This window comes from Streptomyces asiaticus (assembly GCF_018138715.1).
GTDB lineage: Bacteria > Actinomycetota > Actinomycetes > Streptomycetales > Streptomycetaceae > Streptomyces > Streptomyces asiaticus.
The window spans coordinates 8,534,864-8,552,249 of record NZ_JAGSHX010000006.1 but is presented as its reverse complement, the minus strand read 5'-3'; the positions used below and the strand labels follow the sequence as shown (position 1 = coordinate 8,552,249).

The 17,386-nt window shown below is 68.7% G+C and carries 7 protein-coding genes and 2 rRNA genes; 4 read left to right on the top strand and 5 right to left on the bottom strand.

Features of this window, described 5'->3' with window-relative positions:
* Positions 1-49: 49 nt before the first annotated feature.
* Both KHP12_RS44310 and KHP12_RS44305 read right to left on the bottom strand, forming a co-directional pair.
* Positions 50-3,171: ribosomal RNA gene (locus tag KHP12_RS44310) — 23S ribosomal RNA — on the bottom strand.
* A gap of 282 nt (positions 3,172-3,453) precedes the next feature.
* A 16S ribosomal RNA gene (locus tag KHP12_RS44305) occupies positions 3,454-4,980 on the bottom strand.
* Together the 16S and 23S rRNA genes form the textbook arrangement of a ribosomal RNA operon.
* 564 nt (positions 4,981-5,544) lie before the next feature.
* On the opposite strand from KHP12_RS44305, the gene KHP12_RS44300 reads away from it, so the two are divergent.
* Positions 5,545-5,991 (top strand): PTS sugar transporter subunit IIA, encoded by a 447-nt coding sequence (locus tag KHP12_RS44300; protein ID WP_210608995.1) that lies wholly within the window; start codon positions 5,545-5,547, stop codon positions 5,989-5,991.
* Positions 5,992-6,096: 105 nt separating this feature from the next.
* Complete coding sequence (gene ptsP, locus KHP12_RS44295; RefSeq protein ID WP_210608996.1) at positions 6,097-7,767, top strand: phosphoenolpyruvate--protein phosphotransferase; 1,671 nt, start codon at positions 6,097-6,099, stop codon at positions 7,765-7,767.
* A gap of 100 nt (positions 7,768-7,867) precedes the next feature.
* Here the strand turns inward: ptsP and KHP12_RS44290 are convergent, their stop codons facing one another.
* Both KHP12_RS44290 and KHP12_RS44285 read right to left on the bottom strand, forming a co-directional pair.
* A complete protein-coding gene (locus tag KHP12_RS44290) occupies positions 7,868-8,851 on the bottom strand; it encodes a DUF8829 domain-containing protein (protein WP_211834534.1) in 984 nt (327 codons plus the stop codon).
* A gap of 22 nt (positions 8,852-8,873) precedes the next feature.
* Positions 8,874-10,253, bottom strand: coding sequence for an MFS transporter (locus KHP12_RS44285; protein ID WP_308017018.1), 1,380 nt, complete (start codon positions 10,251-10,253; stop codon positions 8,874-8,876).
* 61 nt (positions 10,254-10,314) lie between these two features.
* Here KHP12_RS44285 and KHP12_RS44280 point away from each other — a divergent pair, with 61 nt between their 5' ends.
* Positions 10,315-11,658 (top strand): aminotransferase class I/II-fold pyridoxal phosphate-dependent enzyme, encoded by a 1,344-nt coding sequence (locus KHP12_RS44280; RefSeq protein ID WP_211834533.1) that lies wholly within the window; start codon positions 10,315-10,317, stop codon positions 11,656-11,658.
* A gap of 201 nt (positions 11,659-11,859) precedes the next feature.
* Here KHP12_RS44280 and KHP12_RS44275 read toward each other — a convergent pair whose 3' ends face one another.
* A complete protein-coding gene (locus KHP12_RS44275) occupies positions 11,860-13,884 on the bottom strand; it encodes an acetoacetate--CoA ligase (RefSeq protein WP_086884983.1) in 2,025 nt (674 codons plus the stop codon).
* A 209-nt stretch (positions 13,885-14,093) separates the two neighbouring features.
* On the opposite strand from KHP12_RS44275, the gene KHP12_RS44265 reads away from it, so the two are divergent.
* On the top strand, positions 14,094-16,760 hold the full coding sequence (locus tag KHP12_RS44265; protein WP_245010030.1) for a TIM-barrel domain-containing protein: 2,667 nt from the start codon (positions 14,094-14,096) through the stop codon (positions 16,758-16,760).
* Positions 16,761-17,386: the final 626 nt, after the last annotated feature.

The following is a 17,386-nucleotide window of genomic DNA, read 5'->3' as shown; positions in this document are numbered from 1 at the left end:
GATCGGACGGTTCATTGCTTCAGAACCAACACAGTGGACGCGAGCACCTGAGGACAAGCCCTCGGCCTATTAGTACCAGTCAACTCCACCGGTCACCCGGCTTCCATATCTGGCCTATCAACCCAGTCGTCTACTGGGAGCCTTAACCCATCAAGTGGGTGGGAGTCCTCATCTCGAAGCAGGCTTCCCGCTTAGATGCTTTCAGCGGTTATCCCTCCCGAACGTAGCCAACCAGCCATGCCCTTGGCAGAACAACTGGCACACCAGAGGTTCGTCCGTCCCGGTCCTCTCGTACTAGGGACAGCCCTTCTCAAGACTCCTACGCGCACAGCGGATAGGGACCGAACTGTCTCACGACGTTCTAAACCCAGCTCGCGTACCGCTTTAATGGGCGAACAGCCCAACCCTTGGGACCGACTCCAGCCCCAGGATGCGACGAGCCGACATCGAGGTGCCAAACCATCCCGTCGATATGGACTCTTGGGGAAGATCAGCCTGTTATCCCCGGGGTACCTTTTATCCGTTGAGCGACGGCGCTTCCACAAGCCACCGCCGGATCACTAGTCCCGACTTTCGTCCCTGCTCGACCCGTCGGTCTCACAGTCAAGCTCCCTTGTGCACTTACACTCAACACCTGATTGCCAACCAGGCTGAGGGAACCTTTGGGCGCCTCCGTTACCCTTTAGGAGGCAACCGCCCCAGTTAAACTACCCACCAGACACTGTCCCTGATCCGGATCACGGACCCAGGTTAGACATCCAGCACGACCAGAGTGGTATTTCAACAACGACTCCCCCTGAACTGGCGTCCAGAGTTCACAGTCTCCCACCTATCCTACACAAGCCGAACCGAACACCAATATCAAGCTGTAGTAAAGGTCCCGGGGTCTTTCCGTCCTGCTGCGCGAAACGAGCATCTTTACTCGTAATGCAATTTCACCGGGCCTATGGTTGAGACAGTCGAGAAGTCGTTACGCCATTCGTGCAGGTCGGAACTTACCCGACAAGGAATTTCGCTACCTTAGGATGGTTATAGTTACCACCGCCGTTTACTGGCGCTTAAGTTCTCAGCTTCGCGGGATCGAAATCCCACTAACCGGTCCCCTTAACGTTCCAGCACCGGGCAGGCGTCAGTCCGTATACATCGCCTTACGGCTTCGCACGGACCTGTGTTTTTAGTAAACAGTCGCTTCTCGCTGGTCTCTGCGGCCACCACCAGCTCACACCGCAAGGGTGATCACCAGCAATGGCCCCCCTTCTCCCGAAGTTACGGGGGCATTTTGCCGAGTTCCTTAACCATAGTTCACCCGAACGCCTCGGTATTCTCTACCTGACCACCTGAGTCGGTTTAGGGTACGGGCCGCCATGAAACTCGCTAGAGGCTTTTCTCGACAGCATAGGATCATCCACTTCACCACAATCGGCTCGGCATCAGGTCTCACCCTTAAATGAGGGACGGATTTACCTACCCCTCGGGCTACACCCTTACCCCGGGACAACCACCGCCCGGGCTGGACTACCTTCCTGCGTCACCCCATCACTCACCTACTACAGGTCTGGTCCGTCGGCTCCACCACTCCCCTTTGCCCGAAGGCTCCGGGGCGGCTTCACGGACTTAGCATCGCCTGGTTCGGCGTTGGCGCTTCAAAGCGGGTACCGGAATATCAACCGGTTGTCCATCGACTACGCCTGTCGGCCTCGCCTTAGGTCCCGACTTACCCTGGGCAGATCAGCTTGACCCAGGAACCCTTAGTCAATCGGCGCACACGTTTCTCACGTGTGTATCGCTACTCATGCCTGCATTCTCACTCGTGAACCATCCACAACTCGCTTACACGGCTGCTTCACCCGGCACACGACGCTCCCCTACCCATCACAGCCCCCGTTAGAGGTATATGCTGCAATGACACGACTTCGGCGGTACGCTTGAGCCCCGCTACATTGTCGGCGCGGAATCACTTGACCAGTGAGCTATTACGCACTCTTTCAAGGATGGCTGCTTCTAAGCCAACCTCCTGGTTGTCTCTGCGACTCCACATCCTTTCCCACTTAGCGTACGCTTAGGGGCCTTAGTCGATGCTCTGGGCTGTTTCCCTCTCGACCATGGAGCTTATCCCCCACAGTCTCACTGCCGCGCTCTCACTTACCGGCATTCGGAGTTTGGCTAAGGTCAGTAACCCGGTAGGGCCCATCGCCTATCCAGTGCTCTACCTCCGGCAAGAAACACACGACGCTGCACCTAAATGCATTTCGGGGAGAACCAGCTATCACGGAGTTTGATTGGCCTTTCACCCCTAACCACAGGTCATCCCCCAGGTTTTCAACCCTGGTGGGTTCGGTCCTCCACGAAGTCTTACCTCCGCTTCAACCTGCCCATGGCTAGATCACTCCGCTTCGGGTCTTGAGCGCGCTACTCTATCGCCCTATTCGGACTCGCTTTCGCTACGGCTTCCCCACACGGGTTAACCTCGCAACACACCGCAAACTCGCAGGCTCATTCTTCAAAAGGCACGCAGTCACGAGACACCAGCAAGCTGATGTCCGACGCTCCCACGGCTTGTAGGCACACGGTTTCAGGTACTATTTCACTCCGCTCCCGCGGTACTTTTCACCATTCCCTCACGGTACTATCCGCTATCGGTCACCAGGGAATATTTAGGCTTAGCGGGTGGTCCCGCCAGATTCACACGGGATTTCTCGGGCCCCGTGCTACTTGGGAGATGAGCAAGCAAGCCATCACGATTTCAACTACGGGGGTCTTACCCTCTATGCCGGACCTTTCGCATGTCCTTCGTCTATCGCAATGGTTTCTGACTTGCCCAGTCGCCGGCAGACGACTGAAGCTCATTCCCACAACCCCGTATGCGCAACCCCTGCCGGGTATCACACACATACGGTTTGGCCTCATCCGGTTTCGCTCGCCACTACTCCCGGAATCACGGTTGTTTTCTCTTCCTGCGGGTACTGAGATGTTTCACTTCCCCGCGTTCCCTCCACATACCCTATGTGTTCAGGTATGGGTGACAGCCCATGACGACTGCCGGGTTTCCCCATTCGGACACCCCCGGATCAAAGCTCGGTTGACAGCTCCCCGGGGCCTATCGCGGCCTCCCACGTCCTTCATCGGTTCCTGGTGCCAAGGCATCCACCGTGCGCCCTTAAAAACTTGGCCACAGATGCTCGCGTCCACTGTGCAGTTCTCAAACAACGACCCGTACCCCGTCACCCACACCCTTACAGTGTGGTACACCGGGACCGGTCGAAGGGACAAGCATTTCTGCCCGTACCCTCAGACACCCAACAGCGTGCCCGACACCATCCGTCCGCTTGCTCTGTGTTCCACGCCGAAGCAGTACTAACAGAGGAAGCATCCGAAACAATGCCGAGTAGTCAACGTTCCACCCATGAGCAACCGTGCAAGACACTTGCTTGCAGTCGGCTATGTGCTCCTTAGAAAGGAGGTGATCCAGCCGCACCTTCCGGTACGGCTACCTTGTTACGACTTCGTCCCAATCGCCAGTCCCACCTTCGACGGCTCCCTCCACAAGGGTTGGGCCACCGGCTTCGGGTGTTACCGACTTTCGTGACGTGACGGGCGGTGTGTACAAGGCCCGGGAACGTATTCACCGCAGCAATGCTGATCTGCGATTACTAGCGACTCCGACTTCATGGGGTCGAGTTGCAGACCCCAATCCGAACTGAGACCGGCTTTTTGAGATTCGCTCCACCTCACGGCTTCGCAGCTCATTGTACCGGCCATTGTAGCACGTGTGCAGCCCAAGACATAAGGGGCATGATGACTTGACGTCGTCCCCACCTTCCTCCGAGTTGACCCCGGCAGTCTCCTGTGAGTCCCCATCACCCCGAAAGGCATGCTGGCAACACAGAACAAGGGTTGCGCTCGTTGCGGGACTTAACCCAACATCTCACGACACGAGCTGACGACAGCCATGCACCACCTGTACACCGACCACAAGGGGGACCCTGTCTCCAGGGTTTTCCGGTGTATGTCAAGCCTTGGTAAGGTTCTTCGCGTTGCGTCGAATTAAGCCACATGCTCCGCCGCTTGTGCGGGCCCCCGTCAATTCCTTTGAGTTTTAGCCTTGCGGCCGTACTCCCCAGGCGGGGAACTTAATGCGTTAGCTGCGGCACGGACAACGTGGAATGTCGCCCACACCTAGTTCCCAACGTTTACGGCGTGGACTACCAGGGTATCTAATCCTGTTCGCTCCCCACGCTTTCGCTCCTCAGCGTCAGTATCGGCCCAGAGATCCGCCTTCGCCACCGGTGTTCCTCCTGATATCTGCGCATTTCACCGCTACACCAGGAATTCCGATCTCCCCTACCGAACTCTAGCCTGCCCGTATCGAATGCAGACCCGGGGTTAAGCCCCGGGCTTTCACATCCGACGCGACAAGCCGCCTACGAGCTCTTTACGCCCAATAATTCCGGACAACGCTTGCGCCCTACGTATTACCGCGGCTGCTGGCACGTAGTTAGCCGGCGCTTCTTCTGCAGGTACCGTCACTTTCGCTTCTTCCCTGCTGAAAGAGGTTTACAACCCGAAGGCCGTCATCCCTCACGCGGCGTCGCTGCATCAGGCTTTCGCCCATTGTGCAATATTCCCCACTGCTGCCTCCCGTAGGAGTCTGGGCCGTGTCTCAGTCCCAGTGTGGCCGGTCGCCCTCTCAGGCCGGCTACCCGTCGTCGCCTTGGTAGGCCATCACCCCACCAACAAGCTGATAGGCCGCGGGCTCATCCTGCACCGCCGGAGCTTTCCACGCGTATCCCATGCGGGAACGCGTCGTATCCGGTATTAGACCCCGTTTCCAGGGCTTGTCCCAGAGTGCAGGGCAGATTGCCCACGTGTTACTCACCCGTTCGCCACTAATCCCCGGCCGAAACCGGTTCATCGTTCGACTTGCATGTGTTAAGCACGCCGCCAGCGTTCGTCCTGAGCCAGGATCAAACTCTCCGTGAATGCTTCCGGGCTATCCCGGCAAACACTGCACGAGAGCGGAACCACCAGAGGAATAATCCGATGGTTCACAGCGTCCTCGCTGTGTTTTTTCTTCAAAGGAACCTCGTCCACGAGTGGACGGGGTATCAACATATCTGGCGTTGACTTTTGGCACGCTGTTGAGTTCTCAAGGAACGGACGCTTCCTTTGAAACCGTTTCACCGGTTTCTCCGGGCGCTTCCCTTCGGTGTTTCACACGCTATCAGACTATTTCCGGCTCTCCGTACCCGTGTCTCTCGCAAGGCATGCGAAAGCGGATCTGAGATTTGGATCAAGTAGCTGATGGCGCCGCCCTGAACCTTGATGTGCACGCAGATGTCCACAGTGCTTCATCCGGTGGGCAGGGATACGACAGTACAGCGCCCCGCGCGGCCGTGGCAAATCGATTCCCGGCCCGGGCACCCCCTCCTGCCTGCGCCACGTGTGCGGAATCCGTAGTTCCTATGACTTACTCTTCTGGGCAGTGCGCTGTCCGGGACAGGTGGTGACGGCGCGTGATGAATCTTCACCTCCCGGGAGGCTCCCATGACCAGCGTGACCTCACCGGTCGCCGGCCGCGTGATCGGGCTCGAAGCGGTGCCCGATCCGGTGTTCTCCGGCGCCATGGTCGGTCCGGGCACGGCGATCGACCCAGTACTCGAGCCCTTCGTGGCCGTGGCCCCGGTCGACGGCATCGTCGTCTCCCTGCACCCTCACGCGTTCGTCGTCGTGGACGGGGAGGGGCACGGTGTGCTCACCCACCTCGGCATCGACACCGTGCAGCTGAACGGTGAGGGCTTCGAGGTCCTCATCAACAAGGGGGACACCGTCAAGCGCGGTGACGCGATCGTGCGCTGGGACCCGGCCACCGCCGTGGCCGCGGGCAAGTCGCCGATCTGCCCGATCGTGGCGCTCGAGGCCACGGCCGATGCCCTGTCCGACGTCAAGGAGGACGTCGATGTGAAGACGGGCGACACACTCTTCGACTGGTGAGCCGGGCGTGCGTCCGGCGGCCGATGGGGACCGGGCCGGGCGGCGCACCGCGGGTACGACATCCACCATGGCGGGGTTCCGCCGTATCGACCGGGGACGGGTGACATGGAGACAACGCTGCGAGGCGTCGGCGTGAGCCACGGGGTGGCCATCGGCGAGGTGCGCCATATGGGGACGGCGGTCCTGGAGCCGCCGGCGAAGCAGATTCCGGCCGATGAGGCGCCGCGTGAGCAGGGGCGGGCGCGCCAGGCGGTGGAGGCCGTGGCGGCCGATCTGGTCGCGCGCGGCAATCTGGCGGGCGGCGAGGCCCAGGCCGTGCTCGAGGCGCAGGCCATGATGGCGCAGGACCCGGAGCTGATGGCCGATGTCGAGCGGCGCATCACCGTGGGCAGCACCGCCGAGCGCGCGGTGTACGACGCCTTCGCCGCTTACCGGGCGCTGCTGGCGGGGGCCGGTGACTACCTGGCGGGCCGGGTGGCCGACCTCGACGACGTCCGGAACCGGATTGTGGCGCGGCTGCTGGGTGTGCCGATGCCGGGCGTGCCGGACAGCGATGAGCCGTATGTACTGATCGCGCGGGACCTCGCCCCGGCCGACACCGCGCTGCTCGACCCGACGCTGGTGCTGGGGTTCGTGACCGAGGAGGGCGGGCCGACGAGCCACAGCGCGATCCTCGCCCGTGCCCTTGGGGTGCCGGCCGTGGTCGCGCTGCCCGGTGCCGGGGATCTGGTCGAGGGCATCCTGATCGCCGTCGACGGCAGCACGGGCGAGATCTTCGTGTCCCCGAGCGAGGAGAAGCGGGCCGAGCTGACGCGCGCCGCCGAGGAGCGCCGGGCCGCGCTGGCCGCCTCCTCCGGTCCGGGTGCGACGTCGGACGGGCACAAGGTGCCGCTGCTGGCGAACGTCGGCGGACCGGCCGATGTGCCGGCGGCGGTCGAGGCGGGCGCCGAGGGTGTGGGGCTGTTCCGCACCGAGTTCCTCTTCCTCGACGACAGCACTCAGGCGCCGTCGGAGGAGAAGCAGGTCACGGCGTACCGGCAGGTGCTGGAGGCGTTCCCCGAGGGCCGGGTGGTGGTGCGGGTCCTGGACGCGGGCGCGGACAAGCCGCTGGACTTCCTCACCCCGGCCGATGAGCCCAACCCGGCGCTGGGCGTGCGCGGTCTGCGTACCCTGCTGGACCACCCCGAGGTGCTGCGGACGCAGCTCACGGCGCTGGCCAAGGCGTCGGAGGGGCTGCCGGTCTATCTCGAGGTGATGGCCCCGATGGTGGCCGACCGGCTGGACGCCAAGGCGTTCGCGGACGCGTGCCGCGAGGCGGGGCTGCGGGCCAAGTTCGGCGCGATGGTGGAGATTCCGTCCGCCGCGCTGCGGGCGCGCTCGATCCTCCAGGAGGTCGAGTTCCTCTCTCTGGGCACCAACGACCTGGCGCAGTACACCTTCGCGGCCGACCGTCAGGTCGGTGCGGTGTCGCGGCTCCAGGACCCGTGGCAGCCCGCGCTGCTCGACCTGGTGGCGGCGTCGGCGGAGGCCGCGCAGGCCGAGGGCAAGAGCTGTGGTGTCTGTGGTGAGGCCGCCTCCGATCCGCTGCTGGCGTGTGTGCTGGCCGGTCTGGGCGTCACCAGCCTCTCCATGGGTGCGGCCTCCATTCCGTATGTGCGCGCGACGCTGGCCAAGCACACGCTGGCGCAGTGCGAGCGGGCCGCCTCCGCGGCGCGCGCGGCGGACACCGCGGAGGATGCCCGCCGGGCGGCGCAGGCGGTGCTGTCCGGCGAATGAGCCGGTGAGCTGTGGGGTGTGATCCGTGAGCTGTGAGATGTGAGCTCTGGGCTTTGAGCTGTTGATGGAGGCGTCCCGCCGGGTGGCGGGACGCCTTCGGTCATTCCGGGCGGCTGAGCGGGATGCCCGCCCGGTATTCGACGCCGTGCTCCGGAGGGATGGGTTCACCGGTCTCGGCGTCGGTGCAGTACGCGGTGAACACCTCCGCCTCGCTCAGCGGGCGCAGCCAGCCGTCCTGAAGCGCCCAGCCGCGGACCGTCTCCGGGGAGTCCGCCACGATGGTGCGCAGCACCAGGCCGCCGGCGCCGCGCAGGGCGAACCCGCAGGCCAGGACGGTGCGAAAGACCAGCCCCGAGGGCTCGGCCAGCTTCGGCGGGCCCGCTTCCCGGGCGTCGGCGTGGAGCACGGCGACCAGTGACGTGCCGTCCGCCGGCACGCTGCACACCAGATGGTGAACGCCCGGCCCGACCGCCTCGACGACCGCGCGCAGCGCGGCCCCGGCGCGGTCGAACGCGGCGCGGGCGGTGGTGTCGTCGCGGCACTCCCCGTGGTGGCCGACGCGGGAGAGCAGCGCCGTGGCGTACTCCCAGGTGGCCTGCTCCTCGGCCACGCCGATGAGCCGTGGCACCAGGCGGGCGATCGGCTGGCCCTCGTAGGTGACGGTGCCGCCCGCGACGGCCAGCTCCGCCGTATAGCGCGTGCGGCTCGCGGCGGTGTCCGGGTCGAGCCGGGTGTCCGCGCAGAACTCCTCGTAGGCGACGGGGTCGAAGAGGGCGACGGTGGTGTGGACGCCCTTGGCCGCGAGCGCCTTCAGCAGCCCCTCCATCTCCCGTAGATACGCTCCGTGGTCGTCGAAGGCGAATGACTCGTAGTGCCGCATGGCCGCGAAGTCCCGCTCGTCGGCGAGCAGGGCCACGGTGCTGGGCACCTCTCTGCGGAGGGCGCGCCGGGTGGTCTGCCTTCTCGTACGCTGCCGCGTCGTCGGCTTCTGTGTCTTCGGCCTCTGTGTCCTCGGCTTCTGTGTCCTCGGCTTCCTGTGCCCGCCCGGGCGGTTCCGGTGGCTCCTGCGGCCGGTGTGCGCCATGACTCCCCCTCAGCGCGGATGTTCAGTGCTCACTCACCGTAACCGGCGCCACTGACAACGCTCCGTCACCGCGGTCCCGTACCAGGTGGCGCTGGGCGCCGCACATGGCGGCAAGCCCGGCGCCGAGGCCGAGCCAGCCGAGGGGGCCCGCCGCGATCGCCGCCGTCACCGCGAGCGGACCCGCACTGCGCTGGACGGCCTGGGCCAGGCCGTGCACGCCGAGGTAGGCGCCCTGTGCGGTGGGCGGGGCGAGGACCACGGACAGCTCCCAGGAGATCGTGGCGTGCAGCATCTCCGCGACGGTGAAGGCGGTGGCGGCCAGCACCAGCGCGGTGGCCGCGAACCAGGGCGCGCCGACGGCCGAGGCGGCCAGCGCTCCCCCGCCGACGAGGAAGGCACCGGCCAGTGGCCACAGCGAGGTGCGTGCGGTGTGCGGGGTGGCGCCGAAGCGGGCGAACGGGACCTGGAAGAACACCACGAGCAGGTTGTTGAGGACGAGCAGCAGGGGGACGAGTTGGTGCGGGGTGCTGGTGGCCGTCACGGCCCACAGCGGCAGGCCGACCTTGAAGACGGAGTCGTCGAGGAAGAGGACGGCCTCGCTGGCGGTGTAGGCGAGGTAGCGGCGGTCGCGCCAGGGGGTGGGGGCCGTGGTCTTCTCGGGTGCGGACGCGGGTTCCGCGGGGGTGGGTGCGGGTCCCGCGGGGGTGGGTGCGCCGGGTTCCGAGGGGGTGGGTGCGCCGGGTTCCGCGGGGGCTGATGCGTCTGGTGCCGGGGATGCGGATTGGGCCGCGATACGGGAGGCCGAGGGCGGTTCTGCGCAGCGAAGCGTGAACAGCGCGGAGGCGACGAAGGAGAGCGCGTCGCCGATCAGCAGCCAGCGGTAGACGGTGACCGTGCCGCCGGTGAGTGCCGCGGCCGCCGCGAGGCCGCCGACGGCCCAGCCGACGTTCATGGCGGTGCGGCTGATGGCCTGGTAGCGGACGCGCTCGGGGCCCGCGACCCGGGTCGCGTACAGCTTGGTCAGGACGGCGGCCGCGCGGTCGCCCAGGCTGCCCACCGAGGCGATGGCGAGCAGGAGCCGGAGGTCGGTGGTGGTGAGAAGGGCCAATGAGGCGGCGGCGCGCACCAGTTGGACGGTGATCAGGAGCGGGCGCAGTCTGACGCGGTCGGCGAGGAGGCCGCCGAGGGGCGGCCCCGCGATGCCGATCGCTCCGGATACGGCGAGCAGCAGGCCGATCTCGGCGGTGCTGAGCCCGGCGGCGAAGGTGAAGTAGAGCGTCGCGGTCGCGCCCCACAGACCCGAGCCGATCCGGTCGACGAAGGTGACGATCAGCATGCGTCGGCCGTCCCGGCCGCCGGGGATGCGGTCGCTGAGCGCGGTGCGGCGCCTTGGCTTGCCCACCCTGGTTCCCCCTGACATTCCCTCTTGACATTCTCTTTTGTATTGATACAGAGTTGCTTCTGTGGCGACACAATATGAGATCACCGGTGCGTCGGCCAAGGGGATTGCCGCGTCCGTCGAACAGGGTGTGGTGGAGGGGGCGTTGACGCCCGATACCGCGCTGCCCCCGGTGCGTCGGCTGGCGGAGCGCCTGGGCGTCAGCCCCGGCACCGTCGCGACCGCGTACAAGGAGCTGCGGCGGCGCGGGATCGTGGTGACCCAGGGGCGGGGCGGCACGGTGGTCGCCCCGACGCCCGCCGTCGCCTCGCGTCGCCCGCCGCCGGTGCCCGAGGGGGCGCGCGATCTGGCGGGCGGTCACCCCGATCCGGCCTTCCTGCCCGCTCTGCTGCCGACCGCCCGGCTCTCCCCCGGAGTGCGGTCGCACCGCGCCCAGCCCCGGCTGGCCGGACTGGAGGAGCTGACCCGCGCCTGGTACGAGCGCGACGGCGTGCCGGCCGAGCACCTGACCTTCGCCCATGGCGCGCTCGACTGCGTGGCCCGGCTGCTGTCCGTCGAGCTCAGGCCCGGTGACGCCGTGGCGATGGAGGACCCCGGCTACCACCATCTGCTGGACCTCGTCCCGGCGCTGGGGCTGCGGAGCGTGCCGGTGGCCGTGGACGACGAGGGCATCCGGCCGGACGCGCTGCGGGCGGCGCTGCGGGCGGGGGCGCGTGCGCTGATCTGTAGCCCGCGTGGGCAGAACCCTTACGGTGGCTGGTTCTCGGCGGGGCGGCGGGATGCGCTGCTGGGTGTTTTGGGTGAGGCGGCGGGTGAGGTGCTGGTGATCGAGGACGATCATGCGGCGGATGTCGCGGGGGTGCCGCTGTACAGCCTTACGGCGGGGGGCAGGGGCAACACTGCGGGTGGTCCGGCGCGGTGGGCGCAGGTGCGTACCGTCTCCAAGCATCTGGGGACCGACCTGCGGTGGGGCGCGCTCGCCTGCGACCCTACGACGCTGGCGCGCCATGACGGCCGCATGCTGCTGACGTCGGGCTGGGTCAGCCATGTGCTCCAGGAGACCGTCGCCCGGCTGATGACCGACCCGGAGACCCAGGGCCTGGTGGCCGCGGCGCGGTCCGCCTACGCGCGGCGGCGTGAGGCCCTGCTGGCGGCGCTGTCGGCCCGGGGGATCGCCGCGCACGGGGCGAGCGGGATGAATGTGTGGGTGCCGGTGCGGGATGAGGCGGCGGTGGTCAATGGGTTGCGGACGCGGGGGTGGTGGGTGGCGGCCGGTGCGAGGTTTCGGCTGGCTGCGGGGGCGGGGGTGCGGATTACGACGGCGGGGTTGGGGGAGGTGGATGCGGGGGTTTTGGCGGGGGATTTGGCGGGGGTGTTGGGGGAGGCGCAGGCGACGTATGGGGGGTAGGCGGGGTTGTTTCCCCACCCCGCCCCTTCCCGAAACCGGGGCGCGGCCCCGGCCCCCGCCGGGGCTCCGCCCCTGGACCCCGCTCCTCAAACGCCGGAGGGGCTGGTTGTGGGGCACCGCCCCGGACTCCTCAAGCCCCCGGAGGGGCTGGGAAGCACGCGCGAAGAGCTGGGAAGGAAGTACGCCCCTGGGGCCGGAACCTCAAGAGGTCGGTGCGGCCCCGCCCCTCTCCTGGGCCAAGCGCTCGTAATACCGCAGCAGTTCCACATCGTCCACCGACCCCGGGTTCACCGCCTTGTCCAAGGACGTGCCCTGGAGGAGGCGCTTGACCGGGACCTCGATGCGTTTGCCGGTGAGGGTGTGGGGGACGCCGGGGACCTCGATGACCTCGTCGGGGACGTGGCGGGGGGAGAGTTGGGTGCGGATGGTGGTTTTGATGCGGGTCAGGAGTTCCTCGTTCAGGATGGCACCGGGGGCCAGGTGGACGAAGAGGGGCATCCAGTAGCCGCCGTCGGATTGTTCGACGCCGATGACGAGGGATTCGCGGATCTCCGGTAGACGTTCGACCGCCTCGTAGATGTCGGCGGAGCCCATGCGGACGCCCTGGCGGTTGAGGGTGGAGTCGGAGCGGCCGTGGATGATCACGGTGCCTCGGGAGGTCAGGGTGATCCAGTCGCCGTGGCGCCAGGCGCCGGGGAACATCTCAAAGTAGCTGTCGCGGTAGCGGGTGCCGTCGGGGTCGTTCCAGAAGCGGACGGGCATCGACGGCATGGGGCGGGCCACGATCAGCTCGCCGACCTCGTCGACCACCGGTTCGCCCTGCGGGTCCCACGCCTGGAGGTCGGTGCCGAGGCCGGGGGCCTGGAGCTCGCCGATGTAGACGGGGAGGGTGGGCGCGGCGCCCGCGAAGCAACTGCACACGTCGGTGCCGCCGCTGACGGAGGCGATCCACATGTCCTCGGCCACCTCGTCGTGGATCCACCGGAAGCCGTCGGGTGGCAGGGGGGAGCCCGTGGTGGCGACGCATTTCACGGCGGAGAGGTCGAAGTCGCGGCCCGGGTGGACGTCGGCCTTGCGGCAGGCCATGACGTACGCGGCGGAGGTGCCGTAGAGCGTGGTGCCGGTGCGTTCGGCGACGCGCCACTGGGCGGCGGTGTCCGGGTAGCCGGGGCTGCCGTCGTAGAGGACGACGGTGGCGCCGACCAGCAGGCCGGACACCAGGAAGTTCCACATCATCCAGCCGGTGGAGGTGTACCAGAAGAAACGGTCTTCCGGGCCGAGGTCGCAGTGGAGGCCGAGCTGCTTGAGGTGTTCGAGCAGGATGCCGCCCTGGGACTGGACGATCGCCTTGGGCAGGCCGGTGGTGCCGGAGGAGTAGAGCACCCACAGGGGGTGGTCGAAGGGGAGCTGCTCGAAGACGGGCTCCACCGGTTCTCGGACGATGTCGTCCCACACCAGCGTGGACTCGGGGGCGGCGGTGCCCAGCAGCGGGATGTGGACGACGGCGCGCAGGCTGGGCAGCTCGGCGCGCAGCTCGGTCACGGTGGCGGTGCGGTCGTGGGTCTTTCCGCCGTAGCGGTAGCCGTCGACGGTGAAGAGCACCACCGGTTCGACCTGCTGGAAGCGGTCCAGGACGCTGCGGGCGCCGAAGTCCGGGGCGCAGGAGGTCCATACGGCGCCGACGGCGGCGGCGGCCAGGAGGGCCACGGTGGCCTGCGGGATGTTGGGGACGTAGCCGCTGACCCGGTCGCCCGGGCGGACGCCGAGGCGGCGCAGCTCGGCGGCGACCGCGCCGACCTGGCCGCGCAGCTCGGCCCAGCTGACCGGGCGCGGGTCCTGGACCTCGTCGACGTGGAGCAGCGCGGGGTCCTCGGCGCGGGCGGGGGCCTCGGCGGCACGCAGAGCGTGCTCTGCGTAGTTGAGGGTGGCGCCGGGGAACCAGTGGGCGCCAGGCATGGCGGCGTCGGCGAGCACCCGCTCGTACGGGGTGGCGAAGCGCACCTCGAACCATTCGGCGACCGCCCGCCAGAAGGTCTCCAGCTCCGCCACCGACCAGCGGTGCAGCGCGGCGTAGCTCGCGGTGGGGTCGTCCGGGGCGGGCGCGGGGGCACCGTGCCGCTCGGCCGCCCAGGCGTGGAAGGCGGTCAGCCGGGACCGGGCGATCCGGTCCGCGCCGGGCTGCCACAGGGGGCGCGGCCGGTGGTCGGAGTGGGCTGCGGTGGTCATGGGTGTCGGCTCCCGGGCTGTCCGCGTCGGATGTGTCCGTGGGTGGCACATCCGCCTCGTATGCGTCCGGTCGTGACGATGCCATGTGATCGACTCCCGCACCAGGGGCGCCACTCCACATCACAGGGCGGGTTCATGTGCGAGGACCACAGGTGAACGGCAGTTGAACCATGTCTCTGCCGGGCGTCGGCAATGGCAGGCTGATCAGTATGGATGCGCGTGACCTGGTGCGGTCGGAGAAGCTGGTGCGATCGGTGAGGGTGCTCTGCACCGCGCAGGGGCTGCGGTCACTGCGCTCGGCGTGGCGGCGTCGGCGTTCCGACGCGGCCGCGCTGCCCCGCCGGGGCACCGAGCTGGCCCGGGTGCCGGGTGCGGTGCAGGGGGCCGATCCGGAGCCGGGGGGCGGGGTGGTGCGGTTCGCGCGGTCCTCGCTGCGGGTGCGGGTGACCACGGGCGGCGCGGTGTTCTGCGGCTGGGACGGAGCCGAACCGGAGCCGTCGTACGCGCTGGACGGACCCTGTCCGGAGGCGGACGAGCGGGCGGAACTGGAGCCGGACACCGGTGGCGGCTGGCGGGTGGTGTCGGAGCGGGTCACGGTGATGGTGGGGCGGACCGGCACGGTGGAGGTGCGTACCCCGGGCGGGGTCGTGCTGCGGCGGGATCTGCCGCCGCGGTGGTGGGAGCCTGCCGGGGCGCGGGAGCCGGCGGGGCCGGGGGCGGGGCCTGGGGCGGGAGCGAAGTCAGGGCCGGAGGCGGGAGCGGGGTCAGGGCTGGGGATGGGGATGGGGATGGGGCTCGCGGAGCCGGGGCTGGGGGTCGGATCCGCCGGGCCACGGCTCGCGGGGCCGGAGACGGGGCCAAGGTCCCCAGAGCCGGATTCCTCGGGGCCGGGGTCCTCAGAGCCGGGTGCGGAGCCCCGGACCGTGGATCCCGGGCTCGGGCCCGGGCTGGTCGGGGAGGGCGCACGCTGGCTCCAGCTGTCCGAAGTGGCCGCGGACGCGCGCTTCTTCGGGCTCGGCGGACGGGCCTCCGGGCCCCGGCTGCGGGACGGGGTGTACCGGCTGTGGAACACCGATCCGGGTGGCAGCTTCGAGCCGGGGGACGATCCGCTGTATCTGACCATGCCGGTGCAGCTGGTGGTGGCCGACGCGGGCACCCATCTGGTGTTCCACGACAACTCCTGGGACGGCACGGTCACCCTGCGGGAGGGCGAGGAGGGCGCGGGCTCCGGCCATGACCGGCCCGGCTGCTGCCGGACGCGGATGGAGGGCGGCCCGCTGCGCTACTGGGTGATCGTGGGCACCACTCCGGCGCGGGTGCTGAACGGCTGGACGGCGCTGACCGGCGCCCCGGCGGTGCCGCCGCGGTGGGCGCTCGGCCATCACCACGCGCGCTGGGGGTTCCGCGACGCGGAGGAGGTCCGGCGGGTGGTGGCGGGCTACCGGGAGCGGGATCTGCCGCTGTCCGCGCTGCACCTGGACATCGACCACCTCATCGGCCACCGGGTGTTCACGGTGGACGGCGCGCGCTTCCCCGATCTGCCGGGGCTCGCCGCGGAGCTGCTCGAGGACGGGGTGCGGCTGGTGTCGATCGTCGACCCGGCGGTGAAGGCGGAGCCGGGCAACGCGGTGTACGAGAGCGGGACGGCGGACGACGTCTTCGTACGCGACGCCCAGGGGCGTGAGGTGCGCGGAGTGGTGTGGGCGGGCGAGTCGGTGTTCCCCGACTTCACCGATCCGCGGGTGCGCAAGTGGTGGGGCGGGCTGTACGCGGAGCGGCTGGCGCAGGGCTTCTCCGGGGTGTGGCACGACATGAACGAACCGGTGTCGTTCGCCGCCTTCGGGGAGACCACGCTGCCGCGCTCCGCCCGGCACGCCCTGGAGGGCCGGGGCGGCGACCACCGGGAGGCGCACAACGTCTACGGGCTGGCGATGGCGCGGGCGGGCTACGAGGGGCTGTGCGAGCTGCGCCCCGACGAGCGGCCGTTTCTCTTCTCGCGCTCGGGGTGGGCTGGGCTCCAGCGGTACGGGGGCAGTTGGTCCGGCGACGTGGCCACGGGCTGGGCGGGGCTGCGGGCCTCGCTGTCGCTGGTGATCGGGCTGGGCCTGTCCGGGGTGCCGTATTCGGGGCCCGACATCGGTGGCTTCACCGGCTCTCCCTCGCCGGAGCTGTATCTGCGGTGGTTCCAGCTGGGCGCGTATCTGCCGCTGTTCCGCACCCATTCGGCGATCTCGGCGGGGCGGCGGGAGCCGTGGGAGTTCGGGTCGCGGGTGCTGGAGCACGCGGCGGCGGCGCTGCGCGAACGGCAGCGGCTGCTGCCGTACTTCACCACGCTGGCGCAGCTGGCAGCGCGCACCGGCGCCCCGTATGTGCGGCCCGTGTGGTGGCGGACGCCCAAGGACCGGGCGCTGCGCGACTGCGAGGACGCCTTTCTGCTGGGGGACGCGCTGCTGGTGGCGCCGGTGCTGGAGGAGGGCGCCCGCCGTCGCCCGGTCCGGCTGCCGCGCGGCCGCTGGTACGACACGGTGACCGGCCGGGCTTACCACGGCCCCGGCCAGGTGGTGCTGGACGCTCCCCTGTCAGGCATCCCGGTGCTGGCCCGGGCCGGTTCGGTGGTGCCGGTGGCGGCGCCCGGCGGCGGGGTGGAGCTGGAGGTGTGGACCCCGTGCGCGGGCCGCAAGGGCGTGGGCGCGGGCTCGCTGGCCGTGGACACCGGCGACGGCTGGGAGAAGCCGGAACTGCTGCGCTTCACCACCCGGGTGCGGGACGGCGAGGTGACGATCGAGCGCGAGGGCGGCGGCGAGGTGGGCTACCCGATACGAGTACGAGGCGAGGCCCCGCCCTCCGAGGACCGCCCCGGCCCCCGAGCGAGCTGACCGCGACGCGGTCTGCCCAGCGCGCCGCCCCGGGCGGCAACCGGGCAGGCCGCCGCCCTTGTGGGCACCCCCGGGCCCACCCGAGTCGGCGCCCGCAGCCCAACGGAAGCGGGCGAGGACCCAAGCGCACCCCGGCCAAAGCTGTCCGCCCCGGACCACCGCGCGACGGTCAACAGCGGGAGCCCCGACACCTCGGCGAGCGACCGCCGACGGAAGCAGAACACGACGGAGGCGACAAGCCGCGCCCGGACGGCCAGGGCCCCGGACGGAAGCGGGCGAGAACCCAAGCGCACCCCGGCGAAAACAAGCCGCCCCGGACCACCGCGCGATGGTCGGCGGCGCACCGCGGCGGCTCGGCGAAGGCACGCCCCGGCGAGAGGGCACCGGTGGAAGCAAGCCGCGCCAGGGCGGCCAGGGTGCCGGGACGCCAGGGCCGGTCGCGACACGGCAGGCCAAGACCAGCTCACAAGAAGCCGAAAGCCATGCCGAGCCCCCGCCGCGACGGCACCGAGGGCACCCCGCAGCACGGGCTTGCGACCGCGAGCACCGACCGATGCGCATCCCGCGGACGCGGCAGGACGCCAGGGCGTCCGCCGGTCGCGGCACGGCAGGCCAAGGCAGCCCCC

Coding starts and splice junctions, on each gene's coding strand:
- KHP12_RS44300 (WP_210608995.1), top strand. CDS start 5,545: ATGACCAGCGTGACCTCACCGGTCGCCGGCCGCGTGATCGGGCTCGAA.
- KHP12_RS44265 (WP_245010030.1), top strand. CDS start 14,094: ATGGATGCGCGTGACCTGGTGCGGTCGGAGAAGCTGGTGCGATCGGTG.
- ptsP (WP_210608996.1), top strand. CDS start 6,097: ATGGAGACAACGCTGCGAGGCGTCGGCGTGAGCCACGGGGTGGCCATC.
- KHP12_RS44275 (WP_086884983.1), bottom strand. CDS start 13,884: ATGACCACCGCAGCCCACTCCGACCACCGGCCGCGCCCCCTGTGGCAG.
- KHP12_RS44290 (WP_211834534.1), bottom strand. CDS start 8,851: ATGGCGCACACCGGCCGCAGGAGCCACCGGAACCGCCCGGGCGGGCAC.